This is a genomic window from Hungatella sp. L36 (assembly GCF_014288035.1).
In genome coordinates, this window is the sequence record NZ_JACOPC010000005.1 from 135,813 (window position 1) to 153,556 (window position 17,744).

Genomic DNA, 17,744 nt, shown 5'->3' on the forward strand with positions numbered 1-17,744 from the left:
TTTATAAAACTTCGAATTACCGGCTCTTTCTATTTTGCACTCCATCCGCCGGAGCAGGCCATCTGGTTATCATAAAAGCCAGCCTTTCGCCTCCTCAAAATCATCCATGCAGTTTACTGCAAACTTCAGATGGCTGCCCCGGCGTTTTACACAGTGATTCCATCTATCCTTCTGTTCATGAATGGTCGCTGACAAGCCAGGTCTTCCCCTCCTCCATATCCGTGCACAGATAATATCGCCCGTCGTCCAATACTCCCGCCTTTTTCATGGCACAGCGTAAGACTCTCAGATTTTTCCTGTCCGCGGCAATGGATAGTTTTACGATTCTGGGACTCAGCCGGCCTATGTGCCGTATCACAGCCTCCAGCACTTCAGGCGTTAAAGAAGTCTCATAGAGATCAATCATAATCCTGCGCCGTTCCGGAGATTCCAGGATAAAATGCTCTTCTTTCTCAATCATTTTATACAGAGACTCCGCATCGTCAAAATAGCTTCCATAATGGATTCCGTGAAAATAACCGCCCTTGTAATAGTAAGGGCTTAAAGCACCGCTCGGTGACTTTCCTGACATAAGTTTCCCCCATTTCCCGATCCGCCTCACCGGACTTTCGCTTATTCATGCTGGCCTGCTCCTATTTCGCAGTCAGTTCCTTCAGCACTTTCCCTTCCCGTATATGGCGGCACCACTCGATGGTCTTCTCCGTAACACTTATTCCGTAATAAAGAGTCGACATTTTATAGTAACAGCTGTCGAGATGATCCATATGACTGAGGCTCTTCTCTAAGGCTTCCAGTTCGCGCAGATAGCTTATATTGTTGTTCTCATACAGAAGAAGCTGGGTGTCCCGGATCTCTGCCGGCAGTCTGTCGAAAAAGAATACTTTCGCCAGATTAAGGTTCGTGCCGTCCAGAATATTCATCGGTGACGACAGCCATTCTAAAAAACTGGATTTCCCCTCTTCCGTTATGTGATAAAAGATCTTCTGACGGCCGCCCTGCGGCTGTTCATACGTCGTCACAAAATCCTTGCCCGTCAGCCGCTTGAGCGCGGGATACAGACTTCCAAAGCTGGCCTTATAAAAGACTCCGAAGCTTTTCTCGATATTCTTCTTAATATCGTATCCGGTTAAATCTTCATCATATACAATCCCCAGGATCAATGATTCGAGCATGGCTCCTCCTTCTGAATTAAGCTTCTATATATCTAACAGATATATCTATTAGATATATCATAATAGAGAGAAACGAAAATGTCAATCTCTATTTTAAAACCTGCACAAAAATACGCAGCAGTTCCGTGTTTCGGCAAAGCCCCAGGGCAAGAGCCGGAACGCAAAACTGCTGCAGTAATCCATTTAATCGTGAATTCCCTTTGTCATCGGAATCAGCATCAGAAGTGCAAGTATTCCCACCAGGCCAATGATGACACCCGGAATCATTTTGTCAAATACCATGCACAGGCACATGCCAACGCCCAGCAGCAGCGCCCCCAGCACACCGGCCAGTACCGATCCGACGGTCTTTGCATTCAGCCTGATGGGGCTCTTTCCTTCCATTCTGCGCCATACAATTACAGTAATCAGAAGAATGATAAGGCCGGCCACACCGGCTATGATGCCTTTCTGGAACATTCCCCACTCTTCAACCAGTGCCATGCACATTCCCAGTGCAAAAAATACAATACCGACGGTGCCAAGAATCAATGCTACGAAATTACTTTTTTTCATATCGAACCTCCATATTTAATATTTTTATTTAATATTCTATTTTTATTTTAAATAATATCCTGTTCCATTCCTGCCAGGCAGGGCTGTGTCTCCAACAGGCGTATAAAATGATTGGGCAGGTAGAAGCACGGCTTGCGGGACAGCCGCAGCGCTTTCGACTCTGATAAGAGTTCTGCCACAAACTGAGAACAGAAATAATGATTCTTCCAGTACAACGGCAGCCGGAGAACACAGCATAGTACTCCCAGACGGGTATACCGGTAGTTCTCCCTGTTTTCGAGAAAATACCGGATTCTCTCCTCGATTCGTTCATAGACGGTATCCGAAACATTCAGGCGATAGAGGCGGCTGCACCGGACTCCCCGACGCCTGTGTTTTTCCGTTGTTTCCACGGCAAAGCCACGGTAATTAAAGCTGTAAAACTGTGTCGGCTGGCCTCCCAGCGCAATCGAACTGTGGGTATACCCCTGTCCTCCGATGTAGTAAACCAGACTGGAAATCCAGTCGGAATACTTTGTAAGTAAAATACATATCTGCTTCATCACAGGAGTTTATGCAGTGTCGTACTGCCTTTTCTGCGAAGGACCGCAGCCGCAGCCACAACCGCCATAACCGCGGCGCCGGCTGTTATCACCATACCAACCGCTATCTTATTCATTTGTCCACCTCCCCGCTCTCCTCCTCATCACATCGTTCCAGAAACGCATCGACAAAGGCATCTTCCACCTTTTTATACGCTCCCACCACGCCATCCTCGATTTTCTTGTACGCTCCTTTGACCGACTCTCCTGTTTTTCCTGTCTTCAAGCGGTATCCTGAATCGGAAACCGCATCCTCCTCCAGAAATGCATCCGTAAATTTCTTCTCCACCTTCTCATAAGCACCTATTACTTTTTCCCCGACTTTACCAGGTTTTAAACGATATTCAGCCATCTTAATCTCCTTTCACGATCCGACCGGCAATACGCCGATTCCGAAATACAGTATCTCTTAACGCAACTACATCTCCCATGACACCCGTTATGAGCAGTGCATTTTCATTATGAAATGCTGAGTTTATAAACAGAAACAATTACATCCAGAAAGAACAGCAATGATACCAACAGACAGAGCCTTTTTCTGGTCTCATACGTCAGCTTTTGAATCCATCCGGCGCAGACAGGCACGACGGCCTGTACCGCCCACAGTCCAATCAGGGAAAAGCCCACAATGCTGACGAAACAGATCCTTCCGTGCAGATTTAAAAACTGCCCGGAATAATCCCACCACCTGGCGTGGAAGAATACTTCCAGAATCCACGAGGTTCCATATTCCACCACCGTACAAACCGCCATGGCGGCAATAAAAAAATATCCCTTTCTCTCCTGTACTGCCCGGTAAAGCAAAACCAGCAGGATACCGCCTGTGCCATAGATCGGCGCCCATGGCCCATGCAGAACACCCCGGTAAAAAACTAAAAGTTCCGTCAGCGAACCAGCAAATCCACTTGTGCCCCAGTATACCAGTACTTCCCACAGCCAACCGCAGACAGCCGCAATATAAAACAGCAGCATGAGAGTCAGCCTGTCATCGCTCTTACTCACAGGCCCTGTCTTTCGTCTGTGTATTATCATTCACCGCCTTTCTCAATGGGATATAGAGAGTATAGCCCCTCTGTATTTCTTTCTTGTTTGATTTTTGTTTCTGTAATATTAAAAAGCGGCAGCTTCTCACGTAATCATTTACTTTTACGGGAGAAGCTGCCGCTCATGCTGTTTCAAATCAAAAGGTCACTGCCCTTTTCACAAATTTCGTAAATCTCTTCATACTTGTCTTCTATTAATGGCGATACCTTTGCCGACTTTTTCCTCAGCAGCGCCCGGTATAAAAAGTATGGAAGAATCCATCCGGTAAAACCGGGGACCGCCAGTAAAATACAGAGAACCACCATCGGCGGTTCAGCCGTAACAGCGAACACCGAACCGGCCATAAACGCGGTTCCCATGATTCCGGTAACAAGGGCTCCTATGACAGCGCCCGAGCGTTTGGACTGCTCCAGAGCGTCGATCTCAGCGACACAGCTGTCAAAGTTCCTCTGCAGACGGGTCAGCTCCGCCCTGTTGCAGATTTTTCTGTCTCTCCGGAAGCGCAGAACTGCACGGCCCGCGGTTTCCGCATTCTCTTTACGGCTCACACCGTTTGGATCTTCCTCCCATCCGAAACAGGGATAACTGTCCAGATACAGCGATGCAAATGAGGCCGGGACAGACTTTTCCTTGTATTCATATCCCACGTATTCCGCGCCGTCTTTTCTGATTCTTGTCATGATGTCTGTGATTCCTCCTTCTGTGCCAGTGCTGTGCGGGGCAGCGAGACCGTAAAGACGGTGCCCTTCCCCTCTGTGCTGTTCACGGTAATCGTCCCGCCGCTCATCTCCAGGACGCGCAGCACCAGGGCCAGGCCAAGGCCGTTTCCCTCTGTGGAATGGGACGTATCCCCCTGATAAAATTTGTCAAACATATGCTTCATCATCTCCGGCGTCATACCGCATCCGGTATCCCCCACCTCTGTGATGATGCGCTCTCCGTCAGAAAACTGGTGCAGGCTCACCGTTCCCCCCGCTTTTGTAAACTTAAAGGCATTGGACAGCAGGTTGTTCCATACCAGCTCCATAAGCTCTTCATCTGCTTCGATTACGGCACGGTCCTCCATGTCCGCTTCAAAATTAATGTTTTTCTGCTCCCAGATAGCCTCGAAGCCGATAGCACAGTCGCTGAGTTGGCGGCAGAGATCGTATGGCTCCGGCTTCGGCTGTATTTTCTGGCTTTCCAGCTTGTTCAGCTTCAGAATGTTGTAGATCAGCGACGTGAGGCGCTGTGTACTCGACAGAATCCGGTCTGTATACTCCTGCTGTATCGGCGTCAGCTCCGTGGTGCCAAGAAGCTGCGCATAGTTCTGGATGGCCGCCAAAGGCGTCTTCAACTCATGAGAAACGTTGGCCGCAAAATCATTTTTCAGCGTCTCGATGGATCCCAGCTCCTCCACCATCTTGTTGAAGTCCACAAACAACGCGTCAATATAGTCCATGTCATTGGAGGTATGGCGCTTGGGAATGTAGACGGAAAAATCCCCCTCCGCCACCTGTCTGGCGGCAGCGCTCAGCTTCTTAATCGGGCGGTCAAAATTCAGATACTTCCGCAGGGCCAGCCCGCCGGATACGAAAGCCGCAAGAACAATACAATACAGAAAGTACCATTTTATATAGGGGCCTGATTCCTCCAGTATGAGATGGGCGCCGCCGTAGAAGATCGTCGGCAGCATCATTAGAACCGCCAGCAGAAACACCAGGGCAACATAGGCGGGAAAAAAGAAATAACGGCGGGTGACCCGTGCATCCTCCGTACCATTGTTTATCGTCATAACAGCACCGCCTTATACCCCAGCCCCCGGATCGTCCTGATCTCAAACTCATTGCAGGCGGAAAATTTGTCCCGCAGCTTCGTGATATAGACATCCACGGCCCGCAGACTGGTATCGCTGTCCACGCCCCAGAACTCATCCATCAGCTGGGAGCGGGAAAATGTATGATTGGGGTACGACAGCAGTTTGAACATGATGTTAAACTCCCGCGTGGTCACCGGAATCTCCTGTTCGCCCTGTGTGATCTCCATGGCATCGGCGTCCAGAACCAGACTTCCCACCGTCAGTCTGCGGCTGGCCTCGATATTAGCCCTGCGGAGCAGCGCCCGCACCCGCATCAGCAGTTCGCTTAAGTCCAGAGGTTTGACCATATAATCGTCGATCCCCAGATCGAACCCCCTCTGTTTAAAGGACAGATCGTCTCTGGCACTGACAAACAGAATTGGGATTCTTTTATTCAGCCTGCGAATCGTTTCGGCAAATGCAAAGCCGTCCGTTCCAGGCATCATGATATCAGAAATAATCAGATCATAAAGACTGCTGTACATCTCGTCATAGGCACTTTCCGCAGACAGCATTCCTTTCGCCTCATAACCGCAGTTATTTAAGTAACTGCAGATACTCTGCGTCAGTTTCTCGTCATCATCTACCACCAGTATGTGAATCATAAAGATCGTCTCCCTTCATATTATAAGTGTTTTCCTTATAAGAGTCCTCTCTATACAGGTCCTCAGCCTCAATCCGGTTGATGCGCCGGATCATATAAACACCGAGCAGGGCCGCACAGATTCCGGTTACCGTTCCCAGAAAACCGTTGACCGACGGATCCTGAGCCTCATCTGCAAACGCAAGAATCGCTGACTGGGTCAGCACCAGCGAGATCAGCGAAGTCCCCAGGCTGATAATCTTCAGCGCGTGAAGCAGAGGGGAATGGTACTTCCGGTATTTTATTACGCCCCATACATTGACACCGATCTCCGTAAAGGTGATCGTTGCAATGGTGATAGCCGTGATCTTTCCATAATTGACTGTTTTCGGATGGCGGATTGTCCAAAGGGAATATGCAACATACAACAGGCTGGCGGCTACCATGGCGGCGCCGGCAAGACGGTAATAGAAATACTGATTCTTCCGTTCCTTAGACCGCACAGTTCCTGCCAGGGCGCAGTACCTTGCTGCCGTCATACCCAGGGTATAACAGCCGTTCATGCAGGCAAACACCGAAAGCGACAGCGCGCCGGAGATAATTTTCCCCAGCCCCAGCAGCATGCAAAAAGCGCCCGCCGCCCCCGTAATGTGCAGGGACCTGCTGTCGGACGCGTTATAATTTTCCCTGATTCTCTGGCTTCCGTCCCCAATCCACTGGTACAGGATGCGCATCTTCATCCTCCTTTTCCGACTTTTTTTCTTATTATAGCATAGTTTTGTTTCAGTTTTGTTTGAGTTTGAGGTATTCTTGCAATTATCCTTAAAATTTTACCGTCACATACCGTGCACAAGCATCCCGATCCTTGCTGCAGACCACAAATCCCATCTTCAGGCTGCTGCAAGCCTGAAATCCGATCGATCACAGACCATGCCCCGGTCCATTCCAAAGTAATTCAGAGAGACAGCGGCCGATTGTCAAACATTTGTTTGCTTTTTACTTTTATTTATGGTAAAATATACTCAGATAGTAAATCTATTATGAGGTATAAATCTATTACCATCACTGCTAAAATCAAACGATAACCTACATAGGACAGATGGTTATTTTGAATAAGCCCCTGGGCCGATACCAGGTGCAAAGAGTGTGAATCCAGATTTGCGCAGACGCTTAAGAACTGTATTCCTGCTGTCTGGCAGACGTCAAAGGGGGATTTGGAATGAAGAGATTATTGATTTGGGGAGCCGGAGACCAGGGAACGGTAACAGCAGAATGCGCTCTGGCAATGAAACGATATGACGTGATTGATTTTTTAACGATCCGTGAAAAGGAAACCCGGCAGATACCCGGCCACAAAATCTATGAGGAAACAGACGAGAATCTCTTTGATATTCTCAGCGCTTATAATGAAGTGATCGTCGCAACCGGCAGCAATGACCTTCGCGAGGCAAAGCTTGCGAAGCTGGCTTCTTTAGGGCTTCACCCGGCATCCCTCCTCCACCCCACAGCGGTGATCAGTCCCTCCGCCGTAATCTCGGAAGGCTGTACCGTGCTGGCCGGAGCCGTCATTAATACAAACGCTTCTGTTGGCATCGGATGCATTGTAAATACCGGAGCTGTCATCGAACACGACTGTGTGATCGGAGACTTTGTCAATATCTGTCCCAGAGCCGCCATGGCAGGGCACACAGAGATCGGCCGAAAAGCATATTTAGGGATCGGATGTACGATCATCGACGATATCAGGGTAGGGACCGAAACCATAGTGGGGGCCGGCGCCGTTGTCATCCGGGATATTCCGGATCATGCGGTTGTTGCAGGCGTTCCGGCAAAGGCAATCCGATAGACCGGGCTTCTCCGGGCTTACCGTATTTCGGTAAGCCTTTTTACCGCCTCTTCCCGGTCGCTGGTAAAGAACACATCCTTTCCATGATTACTCTCGTATATGAAATCCTTCAGGGGCTTGCTTGTATATCTGGAAAAATCTCCGTAGAACGCGAACTTTATCCCATAATTTATAAACTTCTGCAAGATTTCGCCTGCCAGCCCTGTGCTGAGAATGAAAAATTCTTCTGCGATCGCCTTCTTATTCAGCGCAATCCTTTCACAATCAGTCTCATATTTGATACTCATAATGAAGTCCAACGCCGACTGTGCGTCCTTGAGAATGCACTCTTCGCTGTAAATGACTGCGGCTTTTGCCTGATTCATCGTTATAATTTCTGTCTGCATACCATATTTCTACCTTTCTTTTGATTTATTGTGGTGATTCATTACTTGTTTGTTCATTAAATGCAGAGATCTATTACCAGGTAATTAATTATTTCGGAAGCGACTGTCCGATAACTACTTGATACATAACGGTTGACTCCCTGACAAACAACTGATGGGGCCTGGTATTTTCCTCATTACTTCATTTTCACGCATTTTTCAGTCGTCATTTCAATGCCTTCAGTCCTTCGCGGAACTGGACAGTCCATTGAAGTTCAGCCTCATAGGACTGGCAGAGATTATCATAGATCTGGTCCCATACATAGTGCTCCTGCTCAGACCGGTTTGGAAAATATTTCTGACGCCGCTTCTCCTCCTGCCGCATTGCAATCTGCTCTCTGACCTGTTCCTCATACCGGGCAAGCAGTTGGTCAATCTTTTCTTTTTCCATCAGTCCGGCCCAGGAAATCTGAATCAGAAACGCCTTCTTAAACTCCGGAATTTCCGGCTCTGTCTCCAGAATCCATGCTTCCAGGGCCGCCTTCCCACTGTCCGTGATCGAATAAACCTTCTTGTTGGGCGCGCTTTCCTGGTACTGTAGCTCGTTTGTAACATAGCCCATATCAAGAAGCTGTACCAATGCTTTATAGATCTGATTGTTATTCCCCGACCAGTACATGACCGGCGAATCCTGCATCATTCGCTTCATGTCGTAGCCAGTCATCGGCTTCCAGCTCAGCATTCCTAAAATTGTGTAATCGATTGTTACCATGGTAATAAGCCTCCTTTGTGATGATGAAACGGTCTTTCGGCATTTTAGCCGCTTATCGTTGGGGTTGGGGACGGGTATTGTTGGGTTCACCCATCAATGCTCCCATATGTCATCTCTTTATATGTCATCTCTTTATATATCATCCCATTTGTATGTTATCTTTCATCTATGTTACCTTTTATCTATGTTATTTATAACATATAACTATTTACTATGTCAACCCCTTTTATTTTTATCTCCCCCTCTCCCACACACGTGTCAAGAAAAAAACAGCCAAACGCCCTCCGTCCCAATGACAGAAAACCGTCCAGCTGCATTACTTGCTCTGCAATAGCCTCTACCGCTACCGCCTCTTTATTTCCTCAAAAGTCTCCTTATCATACCGCTTGATCTCTCTGTGAAACAGGGAATACCTCAGACGGAACTCAATATACTCCCCCTTTTCCACCCGTTTCACCTTCGGTATTCCATTTATGATATCGCACACCTTCACTTCCGGCCTGCCGCTTCCGATTAAAGTTACCGCACCTCTCCTCTTTTTCATCCTGACCTCCTGACCCGGGCACCGTGTCCGGCACGCCGTTTCTGCCTCCTCAGCCTGGAGCGCAGCTGACGGAAAGCAATTTTAGACGCGCTCTACGCCTCCACAATATTCTGCAGCCATATCCCCTTTTTCACCAGCACATACCCGATCACGCATTTAATAATCTCGATCATCTGGCATGCGAAATAGAGGGGAACGATCGGCACCGCCGTGTAGCGGCTCAGCACGTAGGCGCACGGAATGCTGACCACCCACATGAACACGCTGTCAAAGACAAAGGTCACAATCGTCTTCCCGCCGGAACGCAGGGTAAAATACGACGCGTGCAGAAATGCCCCCATCGGCATATACAGCGCAATCACCCGGATAAATGCCGTCGCCAGCGCCTTCACTTCATCCGTCGTATTGTAAATCATCGGGAACAGAGGGGCCAGAAGCGCCAGCACAGCGCCGATTCCAAGGCAGAGACACACGGAAAATGCAATCAGCTTCGTATCCGTATCCCGTGCTTCGTCCATCTTTCCTGCCCCCAGCAGCTGGCCGATGATGATGGCCACCGAGTTGCCTAAGGCGAGATACACCACATTGAATACATTTCCGATGGTGGAGGAAATATTGATTCCCGCCACTGCCGCCAGTCCGCGCACAGAGTAACACTGCATTAACGTCGCCATGCCGCCGGCCCACAGAACCTCGTTGACCATCAGGGGCATCCCCTTGATAACGATCTGCCTCACCAGACTTCCGGGTATGTACAGGCTGCGATACGCCCCTGTGATAAATGGATTCTTCTTTTTATGGCAGTGCGTCCACCGAATGACAATCCCTGCCTCGATAAATCTGGATATCACGGTAGCTACCGCCGCGCCTACTACGCCCAGCACCGGTGCGCCGAGCTTTCCAAAAATAAGGATATAGTTTAAGACGAGATTCACAAGAACGGCCACGATTCCCGCTTTCATGGGGATAACCGTCTCACCGCACTCCCTCAAGGTGCTGGTGTAAACCTGCTCGATGCCAAACGGAATCATCCCCAGAATCATGACCAGCATATACTTGCGCCCCTGATCCAGCGCCAGAGCCAGCCCCGCCGCATCCTCTTCACCGTGAAGATACATGGATATAAAACCTTCTCCCCATACCAGAAACAGAAGGCCCGCCACGATGATAATCAGGACGCTGAAGATAAGCTTAAAGCGGAACGTATGGCGCACGCCCTCATGATTTCCACTGCCATAAAACTGCGCGCTGAAAATACCCGCGCCGGAAATCGCCCCGAAAATGCTGATATTAAACACAAACATCAGCTGATTCACGATGGCCACGCCGGACATCTGCTCCGTTCCCACCATTCCGACCATAATATTATCCAGAAGCCCCACAAAGTTCGTGATGCCGTTCTGAACCATGATCGGCACCGCGATCGCAAGTATCATCCGATAAAAAGCCCTGTTTCCAATATATTTTTTCATCCGTATATGCTGCGGAATCCGCGTCCGCAGTCCCCCCTTATAACAGTCTCTTAATTGTCTCCAAAGTATATCATACTTTTTCCTCTCTTACAATGCGGGAGCTCTCGAAATCCCCGGTCTTTTCCTCCCACTCCCGGAGCCGTGCCTCCAGCTCCAGACGTTTTTCCCGAAATTCCCCGTTGTGTGCCAGGTTCACCTCTTCCAGCGGATCTTCCGTTAGGTGGTACAGAAGCCACGGCATTCCGTGAAATCTCACATACTTCCAGCCATCCATGGTCACGATTCCACGCCACGGCTGATCCACGCTGTCCGGTCCCCCGTTGGGCGCCACCGACTGGAGATATACGGAATCCGGAATATCGTCGTGCGTTTCGCTCCGGTTTAACCGGCAGAAGGAGTAATCAAAGCCCTCCATCCAGTCTGGCTTCTCAATGCCGCACAATCCCAGCGTGGTCGGGGCGATATCCACATGGTTTATCATCACCCGCTTCACCGCCTTGCAGCCCCTTGTACCGTAATCCATCGGAATCTCTCCACCAATCAAAAACGGAATTCTCACCGCTTCCTCGTAAGGCGTCATCTTTCGGAACTGTCCGTGGGATCCCATCATGTCTCCGTGATCGCTGAAGTACATGACATGTGTCTGTTCCAACAGCTTCCTGTCACGAAGCTTGCGGATCACCCGTCCCAGATTCCAGTCCACATTTTCAATCATTCCATAGTACCCGGCCAGATCTTCGGCCGCCCGGTCCCTGACCTTTTGCAGCGACGGTACATTCTGCCTGAATTCAACGCTTCCTCTGCTCCTGCCTCCCATAAATTCAGGCGGCGCAATAAATGGATCGTGGGGCGGCTGAACCGAGATCACTGCAAAAAATGGCCGTTCCCTGTCTTCGTCCAGATATTGGAGCAAAAGAGCCGTAAGGGCGTCGGTCTCATAGCCCTCCAGCTTCTTCATCACCTCGCCCTCCCCCATGTCTCCGTGTACATAGGAATCCCATGGACTGTTGTTATTCTCATATCCCAGCCACTTTTCAAAACCGCCTCTCCGCTCTTTCGGGATGAGATGGAATGCCGCCCTGCCCTCGCTCTCGTGAAATCCATCCAGATGCCATTTTCCCAGGTAAAGAGTCTCGTAACCATGTTCCCGGAATACACTGGCAACCGTCGGCAGCTTCGGATCCAGCGGATATTCATGGCCCGGCACACAGTGGTGCGGATAGCGGCTTGTCAGCATGGAACCCCGAAACGGGCTGCACAGCGGCATGCCGGAATACGCCATTTCAAAGTCACAGCCGGTGCGGGCCAGCCAGTCCATGTTGGGCGTTGACACATTGGGATCACCGTGAATTCCCATCGCCTGCCCCCTGTGCTGGTCGCTGATGAACCAGATAACATTTTTCCGTCTCTCCTTCGGCCCCTCTTCGGCCGCGTGATTCATTCCGAATCTCGTTTCCTCTCCAACTGATAATCCCATCTTTCCCCTCCATAAATAGTGTCAAACAGTTTTAACGATCTCCCGCACACACTCTGCACAAGCCGCCGCGTCAATCAGAAAAGCGCACAGATTTCGTTCCCAGCCATTGCTGAAATCTGTACGCCTTCGCCGCAAAATTCCGGTCTGCCTCCGCCTTTGTCCCGGTCTCTCCTCATAAAAACATCCGCGAATCTATTCCTCTAAAATTGCATTCAAGGTGATAAGCGCCTTCCACAGCGCCCATCCTCTCGCTCTGTCAATCGTATCGCTGTGCAGTCCCTGCAAAAAACGCTTTCTGCTGCGGCTGTCAAAAAACGTCCAGGCCATTGCGTAATCACAGGCGGGATCGCCTGTCCCCATAATGCCGAAATCAATCACACCGCAAAGGCTTTCGTCCTTTACCAGAAGATTCTCTGGGGAAACTGCGTGTCAATTCATTTACGAACTAACTCTGTTGATATTTCGATCCTATTTCTCTCCAAACGCGAAAAACTCTTCTTCCTTCAGTTTCAGCATCAACGCGGAAAACAGGCTGTTGGCCCAGGCAAACCAGGAGCGGGTAAACTGGGTGGGATCATCTTTGTGGAAGCTCTCATGCATAAAGTTCAGCCCCGCGTGCGTTCCGGCCAGCTGCTCCAGGCAGGCCAGTATCTCCTCCCGGTCAGCCGAGGTCAGCGCGCGCATGACGATGGCAATATGCCATATGTAATCCTCCGGCGTATGGGGGCTTCCCACACCATCCGCACAGGCGCCGCGATAGTAAAACGGGTTATCCCCGGACAGTATGAATTTTCTCGTATTGACATAAAATTCATCCTCACAGCCGCAGTAATTTAAGTACGGCATGGCTAAAAGGCTGGGAGAGTTGGCGTCATCCATCAAATTATAATGGCCCAGTCCGTCTGTCTCGTAGGCGTACATCTTCCCGCAGCGCGGATGCTCCACCATTCCAAACGCTTCAATTCCCTCCTGGATCTGCTTCCTCGTCTTCGCACATTCCTCTGCCAGGGAAATGTTCTTTAATACCTTCCGGAGAATCTCCTCCCCATACCCCAGCGCAACCACTGCCATCATATTGGAAGGAATCAGATAGCCATACGTGCAGCAGTCATCGGATGGGCGAAAGCCAGACCAGGACATTCCCGTACGTCCCACCGGATTCCCCAGTCCGCCGCACGGAAGGGTGTCGGTCTCCGGGCAGTCGGACCGCTCAAAGGTATAGGATGAATTATCATGGTCCTGCTCGGTTTTTACCACCGTTAAGAGTACGGCCATCATCCGCTCAAATTCTTCTGTAAAGATATCGGCGCAGCCAGTCTCCTTCCAGTAGGCATGTGCCAGATAAAGGGGCGCACAGAGGGAATCCAGCTCGTATTTCCGCTCCCATACCCAGTCGTTTAACTGCGTTTTATCCTGGTGGCCTCTGCCGTCCGGAACCTCGTTAAACGCGTTGGCATACGGGTCCGTCAAAATCTGACTCGCCTGTTTTCCTATAATGCCACGCAGAATTGCCCGCAGCTTCTCGTCCTTTGCTGCAAACGGCACGTAGTGCATCACCTGAAAAGAGGAGTCGCGGAGCCACATGGCCTCGATATCTCCGGTGATTACGAAATACTCCTCTTCCCCCAGCTTCTTTACTGTCGTATCAATGGTATTTAAAAAACATGGTTTCACAAGCGGCGCCAGCGGCGGGTACGCTTTCTTATAGTAATTTTCCAGCTCGTCAGCTGTCTCTGTCAGTATTTCCGGTCTCTCTATCATTTTTCCTCCATTCAGCCTGTGAGTGCTCTTGAAAATTTTCTTACACCCATCTTAGTGGCTGCTAAACTGTCTCAGTCAAATTCCTGGTACAGCATTACGCAACGCTGTACTAACTGCTCGCAGGAATAATCTTATACGGAATCAGCACCGGCTCGATATTCCGGCTGCCATTTAACTGATCTCTCACAAGGGATACACTCGTCTGTCCCATGGCGATCTCGTCCTGGCTGATATGGGTAAATTCCTCTTCCCCGGTTATATTGTCATAGCCGTCGAAGCATACAATCGTATACTTCTCCTCCACGCCCAGCTGCACGAGAGAACTCCGGATGATTCTGGCAATATCGTATTCCACCGCGAAAAATGCCGTGATATCCGGATGGCTTCCGATAAATGCCTTCACCTTATCATAGTCCTCGCGGAGCGATTCCTCCGTGCGGTGGGACGGCAGCGTCGCCTTTAAATCCGTCAGCCACATGGACTCATTCGTGGTCAGACCGTGTTCTAAATGGCTGTCCAGAAAGCCCAGATGACGGTCTGCGATCGTAGGGGTGTCCACTCCGCAGTGGGACGCAAAGCAGATATTCCGGTGGCCCTGGTCCAGGAGCCAGTCCGTCAGTTCCCTGGCCGCTTTCTGGTTGTCCGTCCCCACGTACGATACCGGAACGCCTTTCAGCCTCCGGTCTAAAAGTACGATGGGGTACTCCTCCACCGCCAGTTTCAGCACAGTCGAGTTAAAATTCTCTCCGTGCACACACATGATGATGATTCCCTGTGCGCCCAGGGAAAGCATCCGGTCCACTGCCCGGCTCTCCTCTTCCCTGCTGCCATTGGTACAGTGAAGCACCATGTAATATCCCAGTTCCCTGCAGGTCTTCTCAATTCCCAGAATCAGCTTATACCCGTAGCTGCCGCCAAAACCGTCCATGATCACACCGATCACCGGAGAATCCGTCTTTGTCTCCTGCGGAAGCGACTCTGCCGCCTGCTCCCAGGAGTCATTGACAAACGATCCCTTCCCCGGCATCCGGATGATAATGTTCCGCTCCGCCAGCATATCCATCGCCTTTTTTCCTGTTATCCTGCTCACATTATAGATTCCACACAGTTCTTTCTCAGAAGGGAGCCGCACACCGGTCTCATACTTCCCTGACCGTATGTCATTTAATATCTCCAGATAAATTCTTTCATATAATGGCTTTCCCTTCATGACTTCCTCCATTCTTCACACAACCTGTGCGCAGACGGGCCAAGGAGAAGAAAGCTCCCCTTCCTTCTCTTTCAGCCCCGCCGTTTTCTATCGTTTCATCCAGACTGCATGGTATTATATAAATGATATATCATTTATATAATACCATGTGTCCTTACAGGAGTCAAACGGCTCCCGTTCCCTGGTCAGCACCTTGCCGCCATCTCCATCACCATGATTCCGCTCAGATGCTGGGCCAGATCCACAGTGCCTGTCTCCGGCTTATCCCAGCTGCCGCCGATCAGCCCCTCCCGGTTCATTCCCCGGCTCGCCACAGTATCCGCGTGGAAGTGAATCATCTCCCGGATCTCGGGCTCATTTTTCTTCTCCCCATAGAGCTCACGGCAGTAACGGAAGAAAATTCCCCGGAACAGCCCGCAGTCATCCGGTCCCTCATATGGGATTAAACCGCCGTGGCTGTCGGCCAGCCTCCGTTTCGCCTCCCGAAAGGTGGCAAGCGCCATCTCGTAATATGCCTCATCCTTTGTAATATGGTAGTACTCCAGAGCTGCCTGCATAAATACGCCCTGACAGTACGTAAACTCCCACTCATAGTCTACTTTTCCGTCGCCCAGCCGGTTGATCCCGTCCCAGACAAATCCATTGTCAGGATCCACCAGATGGCGTAAGTTCCACTGAAAGATCCGCTCGCCCCACTCCAAATCCTCTGGCCTTCCAAATCTCTGGTATAAACGGAATGCCAGGATCGCAGCCGGTGCGTTGGCCGGCGTATTTTTATAATCCAGCTGCTTTTTCTGCCAGGCCAGTCCGCCGCCCATGTGGTCATTCCAGGCCGTCTTCACGTCTTCCCAGATCGTAAATACCTGGTCTCTGCATGCGTCGTTTTCCGTCACATCCCAGAGACGTAGAAGCGCAAGGGCAATCCACTCCATGTCATCATACCAGTTGTGGAGAAAGGTCTGGTGATTGGCGTTCCAGGTGCCGGTCAGCTCCTTCCTGATCCGTTCCATGTAGACGCCATCCCCGGTGCGCAGGTATCCGTCCAGCAGGGCGTCCACCGTATGGGCATGCCACCAGTATACAAAGGCTTCCTCCTCTTTTCTCGGAAAATGGTGCTCATAATACTGCTTCTCTTCATCCCAGTAACAGCGCTCCAGCGCTTCCTGGGCCAGGTTTAATGCATCGTTCAAGTTTGCCATCGTTCTGTCTCCTCTTTATTCTCGCAGGAAGCGTTATTTGGAAGCTGCTTCCGCCAAAATCTTATCGCCCTGTTTCTGAGCCGTGGCCAGAGCCTCCTCTGCGGAGAGCGTTCCGCCCACAAACAGATCCAGCTGCGGCCGAAGTGCCAGACCTTCCACATCGGAGTATCCCGGAACCGGCATTCTCGTCGTAGCATACAGCATGGTCCTGGAAAATACGGATAAAATCTCGTCGTTCATGAAGTAATCGTCTGCCGCCGCGTTTTTATTGGCTGGAAGATTGGCACTGAGCTTCGCAAATTCCACACCGTTTTCCGGCTGTGTCGTCCACCATTTGATGAAGTCCCAGGCAGCGTCCGGATTCTTTGCCTTGCTCGGAATTACCAGGCCGAATCCGCCCATGATTGCGGACCGCACTCCTCCGGGCCCCTCGGGCTGTTCCAGTACACCGTAGGAGATTCCCGACTCATCTAAGGATTTGAGCGCCCACGGCCCGTTGAAGCAGATGGCTACCTTGCCTGCCTTAAAGCCGTTTCCTCCGAAGCCATCCTCGAAGCCCAGCTCATAGACCTTCTCCTGATTCAGCAGTTCATCCCAGTAATTCAGCACAGCCAGTCCCGCCTCAGAATTGAATGCGGTAACCGGTGGCGTCACCGTATCATCCACCATCTTTCCGCCCGCCTGGAGAATCCAGTTATTGAAAAGCCCCGGATCCGACAGGGAAAAACCGGACTGTTCCAGCTTTCCGCCTGCATCTCTCTTTGTAAGTGCCGCTGCGGCGGTCTTTAAGGCATCCCACGTACTGATTTCCTCCGGATTCACTCCGGCTTCCTTTAAAAGGTCTTTATTATAGAAGAGAATTCTCGTATCCACCGTCAGGGGAACGCCATACTGTTTGCCGTCGTTTCCTTTCATTTCTTCGACTGTGGGCTGGTAAAACTGGTCCATATCCACCTTGTCGCCTGCTATGTAGTCATCCAGCGGCATAAACGCTCCCTTTGCGGCGTATGTGGCCGTGGTAAAACGGTCCCACATGACGATGTCCGGCACGTCCCCTCCGGCGATGGCGGTGACTAACTTCTCCTCCATGCTGTCCTGTACCGCGTATGTCACGTAGTACTTCTCCTGGGAATTGTTGTAATTCTCAGTCATCTGGTTGATGTATTCCACTGCGTCGCCGCTCATGGAGCCCCACATGGTCACTTCCTGCTTTCCAGCCGCCTCAGAGCCCTTCTCACCATTTCCGCCATTGCCCGTGCTGCATCCGGCCAGCAGACCTGTTGCTACCGTGGCCGTCAGAACGGCCGCCATTAACTTTTTCATATT

General features: G+C 50.6%; 22 protein-coding genes. 1 reads left to right on the top strand and 21 read right to left on the bottom strand.

Annotated features, from left to right (window positions below; genetic code table 11):
- Positions 1-69 precede the first annotated feature (69 nt).
- The 11 genes from H8S80_RS34630 to H8S80_RS14300 all read right to left on the bottom strand — a co-directional run bounded on the left by H8S80_RS34630 (position 70) and on the right by H8S80_RS14300 (position 6,512).
- Complete coding sequence (locus H8S80_RS34630; protein WP_278321543.1) at positions 70-195, bottom strand: hypothetical protein; 126 nt, start codon at positions 193-195, stop codon at positions 70-72.
- A complete protein-coding gene (locus H8S80_RS14255) occupies positions 176-571 on the bottom strand; it encodes a hypothetical protein (RefSeq protein WP_117631983.1) in 396 nt (131 codons plus the stop codon). Before H8S80_RS14255 ends, H8S80_RS34630 begins: the two co-directional genes overlap by 20 nt.
- Positions 572-632: 61 nt before the next feature.
- On the bottom strand, positions 633-1,172 hold the full coding sequence (locus tag H8S80_RS14260) for a PadR family transcriptional regulator (protein WP_117631980.1): 540 nt from the start codon (positions 1,170-1,172) through the stop codon (positions 633-635).
- 183 nt (positions 1,173-1,355) lie between these two features.
- The gene (locus H8S80_RS14265; protein ID WP_002602575.1) at positions 1,356-1,727 is read right to left on the bottom strand and encodes a hypothetical protein; all 372 of its coding nucleotides are present in this window, start codon (positions 1,725-1,727) and stop codon (positions 1,356-1,358) included.
- Between the two features lie 47 nt (positions 1,728-1,774).
- Positions 1,775-2,269: a hypothetical protein gene (locus H8S80_RS14270; RefSeq protein WP_025531370.1), complete on the bottom strand. Its 495-nt coding sequence runs from the start codon at positions 2,267-2,269 to the stop codon at positions 1,775-1,777.
- Positions 2,270-2,381: 112 nt separating this feature from the next.
- Positions 2,382-2,660, bottom strand: coding sequence for a hypothetical protein (locus tag H8S80_RS14275; protein ID WP_002602572.1), 279 nt, complete (start codon positions 2,658-2,660; stop codon positions 2,382-2,384).
- A 107-nt stretch (positions 2,661-2,767) separates the two neighbouring features.
- Positions 2,768-3,340, bottom strand: a complete 573-nt coding sequence (locus H8S80_RS14280; protein ID WP_029466839.1) for a putative ABC transporter permease — start codon at positions 3,338-3,340, stop codon at positions 2,768-2,770.
- A 143-nt stretch (positions 3,341-3,483) separates the two neighbouring features.
- Positions 3,484-4,032 carry a hypothetical protein gene (locus H8S80_RS14285; protein WP_025531369.1) on the bottom strand — a complete coding sequence of 183 codons (549 nt, stop codon included), beginning with the start codon at positions 4,030-4,032 and terminating at the stop codon, positions 3,484-3,486.
- Complete coding sequence (locus H8S80_RS14290; protein ID WP_117631978.1) at positions 4,029-5,126, bottom strand: sensor histidine kinase; 1,098 nt, start codon at positions 5,124-5,126, stop codon at positions 4,029-4,031. The genes H8S80_RS14285 and H8S80_RS14290 overlap by 4 nt, the downstream gene beginning before the upstream one ends.
- On the bottom strand, positions 5,123-5,794 hold the full coding sequence (locus H8S80_RS14295; RefSeq protein ID WP_002602568.1) for a response regulator transcription factor: 672 nt from the start codon (positions 5,792-5,794) through the stop codon (positions 5,123-5,125). Before H8S80_RS14295 ends, H8S80_RS14290 begins: the two co-directional genes overlap by 4 nt.
- Positions 5,769-6,512, bottom strand: coding sequence for a hypothetical protein (locus H8S80_RS14300; RefSeq protein WP_147338543.1), 744 nt, complete (start codon positions 6,510-6,512; stop codon positions 5,769-5,771). The genes H8S80_RS14295 and H8S80_RS14300 overlap by 26 nt, the downstream gene beginning before the upstream one ends.
- 479 nt (positions 6,513-6,991) lie before the next feature.
- Here H8S80_RS14300 and H8S80_RS14305 point away from each other — a divergent pair, with 479 nt between their 5' ends.
- Positions 6,992-7,618, top strand: a complete 627-nt coding sequence (locus H8S80_RS14305) for an acetyltransferase (RefSeq protein ID WP_117631973.1) — start codon at positions 6,992-6,994, stop codon at positions 7,616-7,618.
- 17 nt (positions 7,619-7,635) lie between these two features.
- Here the strand turns inward: H8S80_RS14305 and H8S80_RS14310 are convergent, their stop codons facing one another.
- The 10 genes from H8S80_RS14310 to H8S80_RS14355 all read right to left on the bottom strand — a co-directional run bounded on the left by H8S80_RS14310 (position 7,636) and on the right by H8S80_RS14355 (position 17,741).
- The gene (locus H8S80_RS14310) at positions 7,636-8,004 is read right to left on the bottom strand and encodes a DUF4180 domain-containing protein (RefSeq protein WP_117631970.1); all 369 of its coding nucleotides are present in this window, start codon (positions 8,002-8,004) and stop codon (positions 7,636-7,638) included.
- 205 nt (positions 8,005-8,209) lie between these two features.
- Positions 8,210-8,755, bottom strand: a complete 546-nt coding sequence (locus H8S80_RS14315; protein ID WP_117631968.1) for a PadR family transcriptional regulator — start codon at positions 8,753-8,755, stop codon at positions 8,210-8,212.
- Between the two features lie 343 nt (positions 8,756-9,098).
- Positions 9,099-9,299 (bottom strand): hypothetical protein, encoded by a 201-nt coding sequence (locus H8S80_RS14320; protein WP_002602563.1) that lies wholly within the window; start codon positions 9,297-9,299, stop codon positions 9,099-9,101.
- Positions 9,300-9,391: 92 nt separating this feature from the next.
- On the bottom strand, positions 9,392-10,771 hold the full coding sequence (locus H8S80_RS14325) for an MATE family efflux transporter (protein ID WP_082196296.1): 1,380 nt from the start codon (positions 10,769-10,771) through the stop codon (positions 9,392-9,394).
- Between the two features lie 70 nt (positions 10,772-10,841).
- Positions 10,842-12,248: a sulfatase-like hydrolase/transferase gene (locus tag H8S80_RS14330; RefSeq protein ID WP_117631966.1), complete on the bottom strand. Its 1,407-nt coding sequence runs from the start codon at positions 12,246-12,248 to the stop codon at positions 10,842-10,844.
- Between the two features lie 192 nt (positions 12,249-12,440).
- Positions 12,441-12,653 (bottom strand): phosphotransferase, encoded by a 213-nt coding sequence (locus H8S80_RS14335; RefSeq protein WP_117631964.1) that lies wholly within the window; start codon positions 12,651-12,653, stop codon positions 12,441-12,443.
- Between the two features lie 63 nt (positions 12,654-12,716).
- The gene (locus H8S80_RS14340; RefSeq protein ID WP_117631962.1) at positions 12,717-14,009 is read right to left on the bottom strand and encodes a glycoside hydrolase family 125 protein; all 1,293 of its coding nucleotides are present in this window, start codon (positions 14,007-14,009) and stop codon (positions 12,717-12,719) included.
- A gap of 109 nt (positions 14,010-14,118) precedes the next feature.
- On the bottom strand, positions 14,119-15,219 hold the full coding sequence (locus tag H8S80_RS14345; protein ID WP_025531359.1) for a GntR family transcriptional regulator: 1,101 nt from the start codon (positions 15,217-15,219) through the stop codon (positions 14,119-14,121).
- A 185-nt stretch (positions 15,220-15,404) separates the two neighbouring features.
- On the bottom strand, positions 15,405-16,418 hold the full coding sequence (locus H8S80_RS14350) for a glycoside hydrolase family 76 protein (RefSeq protein WP_117631960.1): 1,014 nt from the start codon (positions 16,416-16,418) through the stop codon (positions 15,405-15,407).
- Positions 16,419-16,451: 33 nt separating this feature from the next.
- Positions 16,452-17,741: an ABC transporter substrate-binding protein gene (locus H8S80_RS14355; RefSeq protein ID WP_117631958.1), complete on the bottom strand. Its 1,290-nt coding sequence runs from the start codon at positions 17,739-17,741 to the stop codon at positions 16,452-16,454.
- Positions 17,742-17,744 lie beyond the last annotated feature (3 nt).

What these genes read in the sequence shown, in the direction of transcription:
- H8S80_RS14255 (WP_117631983.1), bottom strand. Translation starts at nt 571, where the DNA reads ATGTCAGGAAAGTCACCGAGCGGTGCTTTAAGCCCTTACTATTACAAG.
- H8S80_RS14260 (WP_117631980.1), bottom strand. Translation starts at nt 1,172, where the DNA reads ATGCTCGAATCATTGATCCTGGGGATTGTATATGATGAAGATTTAACC.
- H8S80_RS14265 (WP_002602575.1), bottom strand. Translation starts at nt 1,727, where the DNA reads ATGAAAAAAAGTAATTTCGTAGCATTGATTCTTGGCACCGTCGGTATT.
- H8S80_RS14270 (WP_025531370.1), bottom strand. Translation starts at nt 2,269, where the DNA reads ATGAAGCAGATATGTATTTTACTTACAAAGTATTCCGACTGGATTTCC.
- H8S80_RS14275 (WP_002602572.1), bottom strand. Translation starts at nt 2,660, where the DNA reads ATGGCTGAATATCGTTTAAAACCTGGTAAAGTCGGGGAAAAAGTAATA.
- H8S80_RS14280 (WP_029466839.1), bottom strand. Translation starts at nt 3,340, where the DNA reads ATGATAATACACAGACGAAAGACAGGGCCTGTGAGTAAGAGCGATGAC.
- H8S80_RS14285 (WP_025531369.1), bottom strand. Translation starts at nt 4,032, where the DNA reads ATGACAAGAATCAGAAAAGACGGCGCGGAATACGTGGGATATGAATAC.
- H8S80_RS14290 (WP_117631978.1), bottom strand. Translation starts at nt 5,126, where the DNA reads ATGACGATAAACAATGGTACGGAGGATGCACGGGTCACCCGCCGTTAT.
- H8S80_RS14295 (WP_002602568.1), bottom strand. Translation starts at nt 5,794, where the DNA reads ATGATTCACATACTGGTGGTAGATGATGACGAGAAACTGACGCAGAGT.
- H8S80_RS14300 (WP_147338543.1), bottom strand. Translation starts at nt 6,512, where the DNA reads ATGAAGATGCGCATCCTGTACCAGTGGATTGGGGACGGAAGCCAGAGA.
- H8S80_RS14305 (WP_117631973.1), top strand. Translation starts at nt 6,992, where the DNA reads ATGAAGAGATTATTGATTTGGGGAGCCGGAGACCAGGGAACGGTAACA.
- H8S80_RS14310 (WP_117631970.1), bottom strand. Translation starts at nt 8,004, where the DNA reads ATGCAGACAGAAATTATAACGATGAATCAGGCAAAAGCCGCAGTCATT.
- H8S80_RS14315 (WP_117631968.1), bottom strand. Translation starts at nt 8,755, where the DNA reads ATGGTAACAATCGATTACACAATTTTAGGAATGCTGAGCTGGAAGCCG.
- H8S80_RS14320 (WP_002602563.1), bottom strand. Translation starts at nt 9,299, where the DNA reads ATGAAAAAGAGGAGAGGTGCGGTAACTTTAATCGGAAGCGGCAGGCCG.
- H8S80_RS14325 (WP_082196296.1), bottom strand. Translation starts at nt 10,771, where the DNA reads ATGAAAAAATATATTGGAAACAGGGCTTTTTATCGGATGATACTTGCG.
- H8S80_RS14330 (WP_117631966.1), bottom strand. Translation starts at nt 12,248, where the DNA reads ATGGGATTATCAGTTGGAGAGGAAACGAGATTCGGAATGAATCACGCG.
- H8S80_RS14340 (WP_117631962.1), bottom strand. Translation starts at nt 14,009, where the DNA reads ATGATAGAGAGACCGGAAATACTGACAGAGACAGCTGACGAGCTGGAA.
- H8S80_RS14345 (WP_025531359.1), bottom strand. Translation starts at nt 15,219, where the DNA reads ATGAAGGGAAAGCCATTATATGAAAGAATTTATCTGGAGATATTAAAT.
- H8S80_RS14350 (WP_117631960.1), bottom strand. Translation starts at nt 16,418, where the DNA reads ATGGCAAACTTGAACGATGCATTAAACCTGGCCCAGGAAGCGCTGGAG.
- H8S80_RS14355 (WP_117631958.1), bottom strand. Translation starts at nt 17,741, where the DNA reads ATGAAAAAGTTAATGGCGGCCGTTCTGACGGCCACGGTAGCAACAGGT.